This window comes from Bradyrhizobium sp. IC3123, assembly GCF_020193625.1.
Taxonomy (GTDB): Bacteria; Pseudomonadota; Alphaproteobacteria; order Rhizobiales; family Xanthobacteraceae; genus Bradyrhizobium; species Bradyrhizobium yuanmingense.
The window spans coordinates 15,083-29,787 of sequence record NZ_JADYVF010000023.1 but is presented as its reverse complement, the minus strand read 5'-3'; the positions used below and the strand labels follow the sequence as shown (position 1 = coordinate 29,787).

The window sequence follows — 14,705 nt, the reverse complement described above, 5'->3', positions numbered from 1 at the left end:
CGAGCTACGAAGTGCGAATGCATCAAGTCTCAAGCCCATGCATCAGACTCCCGCTGCCTGCGACGTCATCAAGTGTGCCATGCCTTAATCTGCATCCCGGCGCGATGATCCGGCTGCATCGCTTTCCTAATGTCAGGTTTGCCTGAATGACGCAGGTTCGCACGTAAGTCGGTCGGTCGACCTGCCGCTTCGCGACGCAAGAAGGCGACCGCGCTCACGCCTGCGCATGCGTGATGGCTAGATGACAGCGCGCGTCGCCGCCGGTTGCGTTCGAGGGCGCGGTCGCAAGGCCAATATCTTGGAGGTGATGAATGGTATCGGTGAGCAGCTTTGTGAAAGATCGCTCTGCATCTGCGATGAGATGTGGAGGTTGTCATCCGGCAGGGTTTCGGACACAGACGCGAAGCGCGCCCGCAATCTATGGGCATCTGACCCGAAGCTGTTGAACGGAGGAAGTCGACACTCGCCACAGGGGCTCCCTGGTGGGGTGGGCGTACTCCAGGTCTATTGAAGAATACAACTTGAGGAGGAATGGTTTGATAAGACAGCGCTCTTTGCTGACGCCTGGTCCATTGTCGTTATCGCTGGCGGTCAGGAGCCAGATGCAGCTTGATCTCGCATCGCGCGATTGCGAGTTCAAGGAAGTGACCGCCTGCATGAGGCGGCTGATGCTCAACTTGCTGGGAAATGCTGACGACTATTCGGTCGTGCCTATTCAGGGAGGGGGCTCCTTTGCGATGGAGGCCGCTCTCTCTTCATTTGTGTCCCGAGCCCACAGGCCGCTCGTTTGCATAAACGGCATCTATGGCGAGCGTATTTTGCAAATCTTGCGGCTGTGGGGCGTCGAAGCACTGAAGCTTGTGAAGCGAGCGACCGATCCTTTGGATCCTCAAGAAATTGGCGAGCATCTGAGCCGAAATCCTGGCGTTACGCACCTGTGCTTCGTGCATTGTGAGACGACAACCGGAATCGTCAATCCGCTGGACGCGATCGTGGAGGAGGCGAGAAGACGTGGCGTAAAGACCATCGTCGATGGGATGAGTTCCTTCGGCGGCCTTAATATCGACCTGAGCCAGCGTGGACCTGACGTCCTGGTCACGTCGAGCAACAAGTGCATAGAAGGGCCGCCGGGAGTGGCGTTTGTCATCGCGTCCCGCGAGCTGCTGGAGAATGCGGTTCAAGAACCGAGGTCGTTTGTCCTCGACGTGAGAGATCAATGGCTCTCGCTCGAGCGCACCGGTGAGTGGCGGTCGACCCCTCCCACCCACATCGTTCAGGCAACGACAAAGGCCCTGAAGATTCTGCACGAGGAGGGCATCGATGCCAGACGCTGCAGGTACGAAAAGGTCAGGGACGATCTCGTCAAGGAACTCGAAGGACTGGTGTCTCCGCTGCTGTCCGCGGACTTGCAGTCGCCGGTCTGCGTCGCGTTCAGTGCGCCGTCGGGAATCGTGGACCAGGCAGGATTCGATGGGCTTTATCGCCACTTGGCGGCCCACAACCTTTACATCTACTCAAAGCTGCATCTTGCCACGCGGAGTTTTCGCGTCGGTTGCATTGGGGAAATCCAATCCAGCTGGATCGAGCAGTTGGGGTGCGCTTTTCGTACATATTTCCGGTCCGGTCAGGCTCGGTTAGCAAAGCCGATGTCGGGCCAAGAGGCATGCGGGGCTCGCATAAAGATGCCGGCTCGAGTGGCTGGGGACCCGCGGCTGCCGTTTTCGGCCGAGACTGCTGTTCTGCATGCGGGCTATCGGCGAGACCCGGCGACGAAAGCCGTCGCAGTGCCGATTTACCAGAATACGGCTTATGAACTCGATGGCGATCTCAACCACATCGCTGACGTCTACAACGTCAAGGCCGATGGGTTCACCTACACAAGGATCATCAATCCAACGACCCGCGCGCTGGAAAGGCGCTACGCCGCCGTCGATATGGGGAGCGACTCGCTCGCCGTTGCGTCAGGTCAAGCAGCGACGTTCCTTGCGATCGTCAACCTGTCAAGTGGCGAAGTGGGGGACAATGTCGTCGCCTCTCCGTATCTATATGGCAATACCTGGAACCTGCTCCACAACACATTAAAGCGTCTTGGGATCAGCGTGAGGACGGCCGATCCTCGAAAGCCCGAGACATTTGAACGTGCCATTGATGATCGCACGATATGCCTGTTCGGAGAGGTGATTTCGAATCCTTGTCTGATTCCGCTCCCCGTCAAACAGCTGGCCGAGATCGGCCGAAAGTACGGCGTGCCTTTGGTCGTGGACAATACGACGACGCCACTGGTATGCCGGCCGTCAGATCTCGGCGCTGCTATTACGACGTACTCCGCAACGAAATATATATGCGGCCACGGTACGACGCTCGGTGGACTGATCGTTGACAACGGCGAGTTTAGCTACCGGGGAGCCTCTCGCTTTCCCTTGTTCAACCGTCCCGACGATGCGCATGGCGGAGTTGTTTGGCATAATGCGGTGCGCGATGTCGACGATCTTGGAAGGAGCGAGTTTCTTCTCAAGGCTCGCATGACCTGGTTGCGCGATACCGGCGCAGCCATCGCCCCGTTTGCGAGCTTTCAACTGATCCAAGGGCTTGAAACGCTGCCACTTCGCATGAAGCAGCACTGCGCGAATGCCAGGATCGTGGCCGACGTTCTCAAGGAGCATCCAAAAGTGCGCCGTGTCTTCTACCCCGGGCTCTTCGAAGGCGCCGATCGGGAAACCGTTGAACAGACACTCAATGCTGCATACGGACACGGGGCGATGGTCATGTTCGAGGTGGAGGACGAACAAGCCGGGCGCAAGTTCATCCAGAACGTCGACTTGATGTATCACGTTTCGAATGTAGGCGATGCCCGCACGCTCGTGACCCATCCTGTCTCGACGACCCACACCACCGTCCCGCGGGAAAAGCGCGAAGCCGCCGGCATATTTGGCGGCTCGATCCGGCTTTGCGTCGGCATCGAAGATGTCAACGACATCCTGCGCGATCTGGACAAGGCGCTTTCCGCAATCTGACAACCTGCAAGGCGATCAGGAGGAGGTTCTCATGAATCAGGCAGACGCTTGGAAATTGAGGTCATCACGCTATGAGGCCGTTCAATTCAGCCGAGAAATCAATAAGCAGCTCTCCGAGCTCAGGCCCGACAACATAACGGGAGCGGCTTATATTGCCAAAGATTACGCTGTCATCACAGCGTGTACGCTCGCGACTGTGTCGGTCTCATGGTGGCTCTACCCGCTGGCCGTCCTTCTGATTGGCGCCTATCAGCGCGGATTGACAACCATTGCTCATGATGCGGCTCACCGCACGCTCGCGAAGAACACGACCTGGAACTACGTCCTGGGCATTCTGTTCGCTTCCTATCCCTTGTTCCAGCGCCACTGGGCCTACCGGATCTCGCACGTCTATTTGCATCATCCCTATCTCGGAGATCCGGACAAGGATCCCGACCTGAAGTTCTTTCTGGCCAGCGGCGTTTACAACGTGCAGCCTCCGGAGCGGTACGCTTTCAACATGATCTGGAAGCCGATCTTCGGCGGCGCGACAGTAGCGTATCTGAAGTATCTTTGGGCCAATCGATTTTCGATCACAGATGTCGAGGAGCAGAGCCGCTCAGGCATACTTATCGACAAGTATGGCTTCTATCTCTTCTGGATCAGCATCCTGGCCGGGTCATATGCTGTTGGGCTGCTCCATATCGTCGTCCTGTTTTGGATCGTGCCCTATCTCACCACGTTTCAGGTCCTCGGATGGTTTATCGAGCTAGCCGAGCACTCACCTATGTGCGAAACCGAGACGCAGAACGTCTATCTCACCAGGAATCGGAAAGGAAACTTCCTCGAACGAGCCATCCTCGGACAGAATCTGGATGAGTACCACCTTGAGCATCATCTTTCGCCGGGCATCCCGTTTTGGCTGTTGCGCAAAGCTCAGAAAATCCGAATGCAGGATCCGAACTATGCGAAGGTTGCCGCGACCTGGGGTGGTCTCTTTGTCAAGGGACCTCAAGGTCAACCTAGCGTCATAGGTCAGTTAAAAGAGCGAAATCGACGCTTGTATGAGCAGGCCGTTGCCGAGGTTCGCGCGCGAGGGCAGCTCGCGTGACGTTTCTACGGCCAGAGAGCACCCGAGCCGTGGTCGGCGTCACTTCGAACCGTCTTCTGGTCGATGGTGTGCATCGCGACTGGTTGCGGCGCAAGTACTTGCAGGCACTCCATCGTCATGCGGGAGTGGCTTGCGTCATATTGCCGACGATCGACGCCGAAGATGCGAGGGAGGAGATCGCCCCGGCGATCATGCGCCGGCTCGACGGCTTAGTGTTGACAGGTGATGAATCGAACATCGACCCCGCCGTCCTGAGAGCGCCTGCGTCCTTGACGCAGGCTGATCGGCAGGACGTTGAGCTTGGGATCCTTGACCGTCCGCGGGACAGGCTCTCTGCCGTAACTATAGAGAGCGCCATCGCGCTCGGAATGCCTATTCTGGGCATCTGCCGTGGGCTTCAGGAACTCAACGTCTATTTCGGCGGCACGCTCCGCTCATCGCTTGCGGAGTGGAAGCCGGAAAGTGGCGCGATGCATGCCGAGAAGCCAGATCGTCCAAGAGACCGTCAGTACGACGCCGCGCACACCGTCAGGATATGCTCCGATGGCGCGCTCTTTCCAATCGCGCGGACGATCGAAGCGCAAGTCAACTCGCTGCACAATCAAGGCATCGAGGCGCTTGCCCCGGCGCTGAGGCGCGAGGCGTGGGCGCCTGACGGTTTGGTCGAGGCGGCTTCGGTCATTGGCGCCCCGACGCTCCAAATCGGTGTGCAATGGCACCCCGAATGGCACGTCTCAACCGATCTCCTCAGCAAGCAACTGTTCAAGGCATTTGGAGAGGCGTGTGTTGGGTACTACCGAACTAAGAAGAACTAGAGGCAGGTTGTGACATTTCAAACCAAACGTGGTCCGTGCACGTCGAAAGGACACTCCCTCGGAGCCGAAGCACGCGTCCGGTCCTGCGAGGGCCGTGCGCCGCCTCGCGGGCACAGGAAGACTGGAGGATTGGCGAATCGCTTCGTTCTGGGAGTCCTATTTGTGGCGCTTTATGTCGTCGTGAGCGCGGCAGGCGAGGTTTATGCGGCGTCGTATTTTCAGCAAGCGGATGTGTTCGTCGCGCTCCTGCTGACCTTCGCTGTGGTTTGTCTGATGTTCAATCTCCTGGCTCGCCAGGAAGGACGCGAGGCAACGGTGGCGAAATGGTCGCTCCTCGTCTTCGTCGCGCTCAATGTCGTGACAGCAATCAGCTGGATCGGCCTATTTATCGGACTGAAATACGCTGAACCTGCGATCGTCATCGCCTTCATGGTGGCGCTGGGGCCCACCGCAACAGTGTGGTTAAACGCACTGATCAGGCGCCAGGGTGCCCCTCCAGCATCCGATATTGTCGTGAGCGTTACGATCGCAACGATCGGGAGTTACATGATTTGGATCTCGGCCAGCGGCAACGCAGGCGTGGAGTGGGGGGCTCGATCGTCCTTCGGCATCGTCTTGGCGATCGTGGCCGGCCTATCGCTGGCCCTTACAAATATACTTGTCAAACTGCTGTTCGATCGTGGGTTTTCTGGCCGACAAGTCCTGGCGCATCGCTTTTATGGAACGATTCTCTTGCTGCTGGGACTGGTCGACCATTCATCTATCGTGCCTGAGATCTCGCAGCATTGGTTTGCGATCGCGGCAATTGGGCTGTCGACGATCATTGTTCCTTTGCTCTTGATCCAGCAGGGCATTCGCCGGGTAGAGCCCTTCACCGTCAACATGGTCCTGTCCACCGCCCCTATCATCACCTTCCTGTTCCAGTACTTCGATTCTCGCATCGTGCCTTCGTTACATACGTTCATAGGAAATGCTCTCATTACGGCTGTCGCTGTCGGAAACATCTACTTGCAGTATCGGAGATCCGCATGAAAGAACGGAGTTGTGTAATCGTAGACGCATATTCTACCGGCCGATACCTACCGGAAGAATTCAAGCGCTATGGAATTGGAACGGTGCATGTGATGTCGGCTGCACAGATTCCGTCCATATTCCAATCGCATTTCAATGCGGATCTTTATGATGAAGTCATTCGCCCCACCGAGCGCATGGGATATGACGACATCGTTGATTATCATCTTCAGGCTCTCCATGGCCGGGAATTGGAGTTCGTTGTCGCGGGCTGCGAGACCGGAGTTGAACTCGCCGATTCTCTGTCGGAGCGGCTTGGCTTACCATCAAATGGGACTGCGCTATCCGCTGCTCGGCGTGACAAAGCGCGATTGTCTTGCGCGCTGACCTTTGCAGGCGTGCGATCGATCAGACAAGTCGTGTCCGACAGTCCTGTAGAGATCGCGAGCTGGAAGCGTGAAGCGAAGTTCGATCAGATCGTGATCAAGCCGCTGAACAGTACGGGTACCGAGGATGTATTCTTTTGCTCGACAGACGCTGATATTCAGCGGGCTGTGAGCGCAATTGTCGGGAAGACGAACCGTGTCGGAGCGTTGAATCGTTTTGCCCTTGGGCAAGAAAAAATAAACGGCCAGCAATATACCGTAAATGCCGTCTCGATCGAAGGGGAAGCCTTCGTTACGGAGGCGTGGACCTATGACACGGTTCCGATTGAGAGGGCATCATCGGTCTGCTCACTTGAGAGATTGTTGGGGGGCAACGAACCAATCGTTCAGGAACTGTCCGACTACTTGGTGCGTGCGTTGCAGGCACTACAGATCGTCGACGGACCGGCTCATGCTGAGATCATCGTCGATCATCGGGGACCGGTTCTGGTGGACTTCGGAGCGAGGCTTCAAGGGACCATGTCGGCAAAAGCACGAACGATGGCGTTGGGGCACAACCATATGACCTTGACGGCCTGGCGTTACGCAGATCCCAAGGGCTTTGGTGAATATATGAGGCTGCGCGGGCCCTACAAGCGGCAGGCTCACGCACTTTGCGTCTCGCTGATCTCAGATATGAGCGGTGTCGTTGCCGGTTACCCGGGACTCGAAGCAATCCGCAAGCTCCCGAGCTTCGCGGATGCCATTGCATTCGTCCCGATTGGTCAAGAGCTAGTTCCCACGATCGACTTAGTGTCGACACCAGGCATCGTTTATCTCGTGAATAGCGACTTGACTCAGCTTGAGAATGACTATCGCAAGTTGCGAGCAATGCGGATGGACCAGGTGTTCGATTTGGTGATGCAGGATCGCGACTGATGCCAACTGATCCCAGGTTGACCGGAGCGAATCCAGCCCGCGCGGCGATGGTCGGCTTAAGCGACTTCGATGGCGTTCTGCGAGGCAAACACGTCTTAGGTGAAGATCTCGCGGGTGAAGATAAAGTTATCAAGTTCTCTGAAGCGGTGCTGGCGTGGGATTGTACGGACCGGGTCATTCCGGCCAGTTTCACGCAAAAGCCGCTATCGGCGTTCGGAGATGCTGACCTGCGGATTTTGTCAGGCACCGGCCGTTCGGTGTCTCATCTCGGCGATCAATATCTCTATCTCGCGGAGTTCGCGGGCGCACATGAGAACATCTGTCCGCGCGGTGTTCTGCGTAAGGTCCTGCGAAGGACTGCTGACCACGGATACGACTGCACTGCCGGGTTCGAGTTTGAATTTATGCTGTTTAAGGAGAACGCAGACACGATTGAAGACAAGCCGTTCGGCGAATGGGCTCCTTTAACGCGCGGCCCGTTCGGCTACTCGATTGCGCGCTCTGTCGCACAACATGAGCTGTTCGATGAGATCTTGGCGATTTGTGAGAAGGCTAGAATACCTCTCAGCGGACTACACTTTGAAACGGGACCTGCCGTTGTCGAAGCGTCACTTCGTCATTGTGATGCGCTGGAAGCCGCCGATCGAGCAATCATATTCAAGTCGATGATAAAAGCCTGGGCGCAAACGCGAGGCATGATGGCTACATTCATGGCCAAGGTTTCCGAGAAATGGCCCGGCCAGTCCGGCCATATTCACATCTCGATGTCCTCGGATAGTAAAAATGTATTCTACGACGGTGATGCGTTAGGCAACGTCTCCGATCTTATGAGGCAATTCATCGCCGGACAACTAGAATACATGAATGAGTTCTGTGTGCTCGCTGCGCCGAACGTCAACAGCTACAAGAGATTGGTACCTGGCTGCTGGGCACCAATCTGTCCAAGCTGGGGCCTTGACAACCGCTCCTGCGCGGTTCGCGCCATTCCGGGAGAGCCATCTGCGCATCGCCTGGAATATAGGCTGCCTGGCGCAGACGTGAACCCGTATCTCGCGCTCGCATGTGCGATTGGTTCAGGAATATTGGGCGTCGAGACAGGTCCGGAACTACCGGCTTCGATCGTCGGTGATGCAAGCCTGGAAATGTGTCGTCCGTCCGCGAGGCTGCCTCAAAGCCTATCAGAGGCAACATCTCGGTTTGCAGAGTCTGCAGCGGCCAGTGATGTCTTCGGAGAAAGGTTTGTTGAAGCGTTCGCTTGCTCGCGCCGTTGGGAGTGGGAATCCGTTCAACATCGGGTCACCGACTTTGAACGTCGGAGATACTTCGAGATCATTTAGCTTGAGCTCTTCGCTAGTTCTGAACCTCCTTCCGTTGGCCGGTGCCGGCGCGACCATCGCGGCTGTCTGTGCCGCTGATGTTGAGCTTCATACAGAGCAAGTGTGCGTTACTCGTTAAGTGAGGACCTTGGGAACGGTGAGGAGGTCTGCTATTATCTGCTCTATGGCAGCAACCGCGATTGCTCCGTTCTAGCAACGAACAACACCATTTCCATTCGCATCAATGAAGACGTTCTCGACTTCTTCAAGCGGGAAGGCATGGTCGATTATGCTCAGAGCACGAGCCGAAGAGGCCCGTGATGCGCGACGCTGTAGCCGAGCCGCAGAGCCACGCAGGACGCGAGGCTCACCATTAATGGGGGCAGCGCGACCAGACGATGGCTTAGCCGCCGCCGGCCACAACGAGGCTGGCGTTGATCGGTGCTGACTTATACTCTTGGCGCGGCGCTCTGAAATCCCATCAGGGAAGAGGTCCCAGTCACCTTGGGTCCATTAAGTTCATGAGAGAGCGATGGCGGCGAACGCTACACGGCCATCTTGGGACCGAAAGGCCCCAACGACGTTCAACTCATTCATCACCCTCGGCCAACTTTGCCGAGTGAAGCTGCGGCACCAAGGACTTCCTCAGATATCTATGGCGGTCTTGCGCCAGGGTTTGATTCGCCGGCACTTTTCGAATGGCGTGAGGACGCTCCTTCGGCGCTGGCGCCAAACCTTTCCCTGCCGTCTGCCGCACCGGCATCAGGCCATCAGCCACTCCCGCAAGTGCCTGAACTGAGAGAGTTGTTCGGCGATCACTGGACGCACGGCCCCCAAGAGGCTTCGCCTGTCGTGATCGACATATTGCAGAGCCTAGGTCTTCTGCCGAGCCGGGATGTCCCAATGACCCGTTTCTTAGTCCACGGTCAGCCCTACACGGCCGAGAGCCTACCGGGAGGCCGCGTTCTTCTCTTCCATCGGCCGCAACTTGGCTGAACGGGGCTCGTGGGCACCTAGTGTTTCGGCACAGAGATTTTGAGTCTTTTTGCTTTCGGCACTCTGGTAGATATTTTAGAATAGAGAGCGGCCTAATTTGGTGCGCGCCTTCTCGATCGCGAACATCCAATTGATGGGTGCGCGCTCGGCGTTGCGGCGTTCTCCCATGCAGCGGTCTCTCTGACGAGATGGGCATAACTGTCGATGCGCCGGTCGAGACACTGACGGGCGAGCGCGCTAATCTCGATCTCGATGATGTTGAGCCAATTGGCATGCTTCGGGGGCAATGAAATTCGCGCATGCGCTCGGCAAAGTCGACGGCGGCCGGTGCTAGATGGCCTTCACTGGCCACATACCCCATTTGTACCTTTGGAGTGCACCACATGCTTCTGCGCCATGGCTTGAGATCGTTCTCGGCCAGGCGCCGTCTCGCGCGACAGGCTCTCCTGCGACGTCAGTCTGACCGTCTCGTCGGCCAGCAGCTCCAGTGTCCAGCGCGCGCGGTCGGAGGGCTGAAGCAGGAGGTGGCCACCAGAAGGACCTCTTCTTTGTCGTTGAGCTCGCGCTCTGCCCCTGCACGGGCTCTCCGCTCTGGGCGGCCACCGGGTTGCCTTGCGACAAAACGCCGACGGGTTCGATAGACCATCGAGTGGCCGACGTCCACGCTGCTGGCGATATCGTCACCACTCATCCCGGCATCGGCGGCATCTGCGCCTTTAGCTTGCGCACCGCCTGTCTGCCTCCGGCGCATCGAGGATGTGCTTGATTTGTACGCCGAGCCGCCCAATGAAGCAGTGCGGGCGCGGTCCGGATCCTACCGGCGGGGGGCTGAGTTGACGAAAGGTTCCTGCCGCATCCGCACTGCTGATGAGGCTGACGAGAAACATGACTCGGCGCCGACCGTTCTGGTACGCTAGCACTGTCCCTGCCACATCCCGCCAACCTCAACGGCTCTGTATCCGGGGGAGCTTACTGAAAGCTGACAGACCTGCGCGACAAATCACAAATGGAAGGGGCCCCAGGGCAGCTTGCCACTAGACGTCAGGACGTTCAGGTCCAGACAAAAGGCCGTTCGGCGCGCTTACGATCAGCGGCCGCTACAGCGGCGCGACGGACCGGAGGGGCGGTCAGCCTAGTCCACTGCAAGCTTTATGACTGATCGCCGGTTACGACATCCGGCTTCGGGCGGGTCTTCGAGGAGGAGAGTTTACCATTTGGATCACGCATCAGGCGCGTCCGGACCAAATACGTCGCACCGCTTACACAGTAGCGGTCTAGCTGGCTAGACATTCCTCGTGAACATGACCATATTGCCGAGCCGTCTCTCGATCCAAGAGCGCGCTATTGTCCGCAAAATGATAGACACAGCAGTTCTATTTAAGCCGCTCGGCTGCAGCCGTGATAACTTCGAAATTCTTGGTATCAGACATATGTTCCCTCACATGAACTCCTGGGACAAATCGCCAGGAGATTCTCTGACAATCGAACATCATCCGCTACATGGGGTGACCTACGCGCTTACGCTTGTTTTAGCGCTTTGCCGTCGATACGGGCTCCGGCCATTTCGTTATCACCGCCAGCGACGCAACACGGTGATGATCCGTGCGTCACTGGGCTTCGTCGACAAGGTGCTGCTGCCGGAGTTCACCGAGCTGGCGAGGTCGCTGCAAGTCTATCTGCACGAGGTGACGCCGCGCGTGATCCGCGACGAGTCTATGACGGACGACACCCGCGATGCGCAGGAAGTTACAGATGCCCTGCCGTCGAACTGATCAGGCGGCGAGCTTTGCCTCAGAACCATCGCGCTCGGCTTTCCAATTCCACGGCAACAGCATGTGCAGCCGATTGATCTTTGTACGTCCGGAGACGATGCGCTCGAGAACATTGGTCAGATAGTGCCGCGGATCGATGTCGTTCAGCTTCGCCGTGTTGATGAGCGACGCGAGAATGGCCCATGTCTCGGCCCCGCCTTCACTGCCGGCGAACAAGTAGTTCTTCTTTCCCAGGCCTATCGGCTTGATGCTGCGTTCGACCGTATTGCTGTCGATCTCGATGCGCCCGTCATCGATGAAGCGCGTCAGACCTTCCCAATGGTTGAGAGTGTAGCTGATGGCCTTGCCAAGACCGGACTTCTTCACGCGATCTCGGCGCTTGGAGCGGAAGACACAAAGTCCGCCGTCGTACGGATCGGCCCCAAACGCCTCGCTCACCAGCATCGCTAGCTAGTCCATGCCGTGACGGAAATCGATCGGCTGCGTCGCGATCCAGATCGACAACCCTGGTCGGAGCCCGATCATCGGCCAACCGTCCCTACTGCGGCCAGCACCTCGCACCGCGCCCGGCGGTCGACCGTCCCCCTGACACGGATACAAACCGCGCCGACCTCGATCTCGATTGCCGCCTGCTCTTCGCACGAGGGCAATTTGCCCCCGCAGCCGGTGATCGCGACCGGCAAAAGCCAGCTGGCACGTCTCCGTACCCGCGCTCCACCACCTTCGCCCGCATTGTCCGACGACGCCACAGAAACAACAGGCTTGGGCTGATGTCGTGTTGTCGCGCCATCGCGGACACGCTTGCACCCGGCGCAAAACTCTCCGCGACAATCGCCGCCTTCGCATCGGTCGACCAGCGCCGTCGCCGGCCCGTCCCGGTAATGATCTCGACACGCTGCAGCGTGTCCGAGCCGTCCTTGAGGATAGACGTATGCCTATCCTTATCGCCATCCTTACGACTATCCTTTGACATGGTGATCTCGTGACGAACCATTCCACGAGATCTTTCTAACCGACTAGATCAGCCCTCAGCGCGTGGTGCCTCGATGACGCTCACGAAACCGCAAGGTCCGGTTTCTGTCGGAGGCGCGCCGCTGACTGCGGAGCCGAGCACGGAACAGCGCTGATTACCACAAAATGCCTGCCATATGGCGCTGCGCCTTCCAACCACGTCGGAAACCAACAGTCCACCATCTTGATCGGCAGGCGAGCCGCCTCTCATTGCTCCGCGTGGTTTCGAAAATCCTCTGTGAGTCGCAAGAAGTTCATAAGCAGGACGTGCCCCTGTGACGTAAGTATCGACTCGGGATGGAACTGGACCCCATAAGTGGGATAATAGCCGTGCGTGAAGGCCATGATCTCGCCTTCCTCCGAACGCGCTGTCACTATGAGATTCTGCGCACATGACTGATCAAGCTCGACGATAAGAGAATGGTAGCGTCCGACGTCAAGCGGGGTTGGCAGCCCCTTGAATAACCCTCGGCCGTCATGCGCAATGTACGAGCGCCGACCGTGCATGGGCCGATGCGCACGCGCCACCCGTCCTCCGAAAACGCTTCCAATACATTGATGTCCAAGGCAGATGCCGAGAATTGGTACGCGTCCTGAAAGTTCGCGAACCACTGCTGTCGATATTCCTGCCTCATTTGGGGTGCAGGGGCCGGGCGATATGACCACCGCGCGCGGGTTGAGACCAACGAGCTCGCTGATGCTGATAGCATCGTTTCGGATCACTTCCGTTGCTTCACTGAGCTTGTGGAAATAGCGGGCAATGTTGAACACGAAGGAATCGTAATTATCGATGATGACAATCAAAATGCACCAGCTGGTTCAGAACCAAATGCATCAAAGATTCGCTCTGCCTTGGCGAGCGTTTCCTCGTATTCGGCCTCGGGCTCCGACAGGGCCGTTATACCGCTGCCCGCATGAAACACAGCCAGGTCGCCGTCGATCGTGACCGTGCGGATCGCAATACTTGTGTCCATGTGCCCGTTGAAGCCGATGAAGCCGATCGCCCCACAATAGACCTCTCGCGCTATGCGCTCGATTTCTGTAATAATTTCCATCGACCGCAGCTTTGGCGCTCCCGTAATGGAGCCGCCGGGGAAGCAAGCACGGAGCAGGCTAACGGCGTCTTCGCCTCCGGCAAGTTTCCCCGTAACGATCGACACGAGATGGTGCACTGAGGCATAGGACTCGAGATTGCACAGGGCCGGAACCTCGACCGAATGCGCGGTGCAAACGCGTGACAGATCGTTGCGCAAAAGGTCAACAATCATCGTGTTCTCGGCATGATCCTTTTCGGAAGCGAGGAGAACAGCCGCACGGCGCTGGTCTTCCTTGAAATCAGGAGAACGCGCGATCGTGCCCTTGATAGGTCGTGTCTCGACTTGTCGTCCCTCAAGCTTCAGGAATCGTTCCGGCGAACTTGATGCGATGGTCAGCTTTCCCCATCGCAGCAGGGCCGCAAAAGGCGCTGGATTCAATGATCGTAGCTGGCAATAGAAGGCGAGTGGATCAAACGAGGTCGACAGGCGGGCGCTGAAACGCTGCGCAATATTCGCCTGGAACACGTCACCCGCCAGGATCAAGTCGATCACGCGTTGTACCGCCGCAACGTAGCCCTCGCGGCTGAAGTTCGAGCGCCATGCGCCCGCTTTGCTGGGACAACCCTTCTGTGGCGCCTTTGGACCGGCAAGCAATGCTGCAAACTGGTCGGCTCGACGACGCGCTCGTTCGCTCCGTCGCACCCGATCCTGCTCCGGCCATCCGGTCGAGACGATCCAGCATTTGTTATCCCGGTGGTCGAAGCTGATGACCACATCATAGAAATGCAGGATGGATTGGGGCAAACCCAGACCGGCAATTGCCGGCGCAGACAATCGCTCCAATGTCCTGTTCATGTCGTAGGCAAGGTAGCCCGCCGCTCCTCCCTGGAACGGCGGGAGATCGGGACGATGCTCTTGCGGGTACTTCGCGAGTAGCGTGCGAAGGACCTTCCATGGATCGGCCTCGAGAGTCAGTCCGTTCCAACTGACTTGGCCGTTCGCGACCCTATAGGTGCTGAACGGGTCGCACGTTAGATATGAGTAGCGCCCAAGCAGCTCGTGCCTTGCTACGCTATCGAGAAACGTGAGATGCGATCGATGCCCGAGACGTCGCATCGCTATGACAGGGTCAACCCACTGCAACTCGCGAACGTACATCGTGGTTATCGGTCACCGGCGGCTGACGTCGTGAAAGTGCCGTTCCATCTGTTGGCCCCCCCGATGAGAACGACGCTTGCCTGCGATGGGCCGAAACTTGAGGCCCATTGCCAAGTTAACCAGGCGGTGGACTTTTTGCTGCGACAGCACCTGGATCATCCTGCCGTGGAGGCGCAAGGGG

General features: G+C 57.7%; 11 protein-coding genes. 7 read left to right on the top strand and 4 right to left on the bottom strand.

The annotated features are described in order from the left end of the window. Nucleotides 1-602: 602 nt before the first annotated feature. From I6F20_RS35905 to I6F20_RS35875, 7 genes are all read left to right on the top strand, one after another. Nucleotides 603-3,014 (top strand): 2-aminoethylphosphonate--pyruvate transaminase, encoded by a 2,412-nt coding sequence (locus I6F20_RS35905; RefSeq protein WP_249782088.1) that lies wholly within the window; start codon nucleotides 603-605, stop codon nucleotides 3,012-3,014. Nucleotides 3,015-3,045: 31 nt separating this feature from the next. After that, nucleotides 3,046-4,104, top strand: a complete 1,059-nt coding sequence (gene rtxC, locus I6F20_RS35900; RefSeq protein WP_225130889.1) for a dhydrorhizobitoxine desaturase — start codon at nucleotides 3,046-3,048, stop codon at nucleotides 4,102-4,104. Nucleotides 4,105-4,133: 29 nt separating this feature from the next. Beyond that, on the top strand, nucleotides 4,134-4,919 hold the full coding sequence (locus tag I6F20_RS35895) for a gamma-glutamyl-gamma-aminobutyrate hydrolase family protein (RefSeq protein ID WP_225130887.1): 786 nt from the start codon (nucleotides 4,134-4,136) through the stop codon (nucleotides 4,917-4,919). A gap of 129 nt (nucleotides 4,920-5,048) precedes the next feature. Next, nucleotides 5,049-5,951, top strand: coding sequence for an EamA family transporter (locus tag I6F20_RS35890; RefSeq protein ID WP_225130885.1), 903 nt, complete (start codon nucleotides 5,049-5,051; stop codon nucleotides 5,949-5,951). After that, entirely contained in the window at nucleotides 5,948-7,234 is a 1,287-nt protein-coding gene (locus I6F20_RS35885; protein ID WP_225130883.1) for an ATP-grasp domain-containing protein, read from the top strand. The genes I6F20_RS35890 and I6F20_RS35885 overlap by 4 nt, the downstream gene beginning before the upstream one ends. Continuing rightward, nucleotides 7,234-8,571, top strand: coding sequence for a glutamine synthetase (locus I6F20_RS35880; protein ID WP_225130881.1), 1,338 nt, complete (start codon nucleotides 7,234-7,236; stop codon nucleotides 8,569-8,571). The genes I6F20_RS35885 and I6F20_RS35880 overlap by 1 nt, the downstream gene beginning before the upstream one ends. Before the next feature lie 2,276 nt (nucleotides 8,572-10,847). Then, nucleotides 10,848-11,318, top strand: a complete 471-nt coding sequence (locus I6F20_RS35875; RefSeq protein ID WP_225131000.1) for a hypothetical protein — start codon at nucleotides 10,848-10,850, stop codon at nucleotides 11,316-11,318. Here the strand turns inward: I6F20_RS35875 and I6F20_RS35870 are convergent, their stop codons facing one another. From I6F20_RS35870 to pabB, 4 genes are all read right to left on the bottom strand, one after another. Next, the gene (locus I6F20_RS35870) at nucleotides 11,319-11,762 is read right to left on the bottom strand and encodes an IS66 family transposase (protein WP_463671670.1); all 444 of its coding nucleotides are present in this window, start codon (nucleotides 11,760-11,762) and stop codon (nucleotides 11,319-11,321) included. It abuts the gene before it with no gap. Between the two features lie 94 nt (nucleotides 11,763-11,856). Continuing rightward, entirely contained in the window at nucleotides 11,857-12,291 is a 435-nt protein-coding gene (locus I6F20_RS38550) for a transposase (protein ID WP_463671669.1), read from the bottom strand. 245 nt (nucleotides 12,292-12,536) lie between these two features. Continuing rightward, nucleotides 12,537-13,133 (bottom strand): anthranilate synthase component II, encoded by a 597-nt coding sequence (locus tag I6F20_RS35860; RefSeq protein WP_225130879.1) that lies wholly within the window; start codon nucleotides 13,131-13,133, stop codon nucleotides 12,537-12,539. Beyond that, on the bottom strand, nucleotides 13,130-14,524 hold the full coding sequence (pabB, locus tag I6F20_RS35855) for an aminodeoxychorismate synthase component I (RefSeq protein WP_225130877.1): 1,395 nt from the start codon (nucleotides 14,522-14,524) through the stop codon (nucleotides 13,130-13,132). The genes I6F20_RS35860 and pabB overlap by 4 nt, the downstream gene beginning before the upstream one ends. Between the last annotated feature and the right edge of the window lie 181 nt (nucleotides 14,525-14,705).

Coding starts and splice junctions, on each gene's coding strand:
- I6F20_RS35905 (WP_249782088.1), top strand. CDS start 603: ATGCAGCTTGATCTCGCATCGCGCGATTGCGAGTTCAAGGAAGTGACC.
- rtxC (WP_225130889.1), top strand. CDS start 3,046: ATGAATCAGGCAGACGCTTGGAAATTGAGGTCATCACGCTATGAGGCC.
- I6F20_RS35885 (WP_225130883.1), top strand. CDS start 5,948: ATGAAAGAACGGAGTTGTGTAATCGTAGACGCATATTCTACCGGCCGA.
- I6F20_RS35880 (WP_225130881.1), top strand. CDS start 7,234: ATGCCAACTGATCCCAGGTTGACCGGAGCGAATCCAGCCCGCGCGGCG.
- I6F20_RS35875 (WP_225131000.1), top strand. CDS start 10,848: ATGACCATATTGCCGAGCCGTCTCTCGATCCAAGAGCGCGCTATTGTC.
- I6F20_RS35870 (WP_463671670.1), bottom strand. CDS start 11,762: ATGCTGGTGAGCGAGGCGTTTGGGGCCGATCCGTACGACGGCGGACTT.
- I6F20_RS38550 (WP_463671669.1), bottom strand. CDS start 12,291: ATGTCAAAGGATAGTCGTAAGGATGGCGATAAGGATAGGCATACGTCT.
- pabB (WP_225130877.1), bottom strand. CDS start 14,524: ATGTACGTTCGCGAGTTGCAGTGGGTTGACCCTGTCATAGCGATGCGA.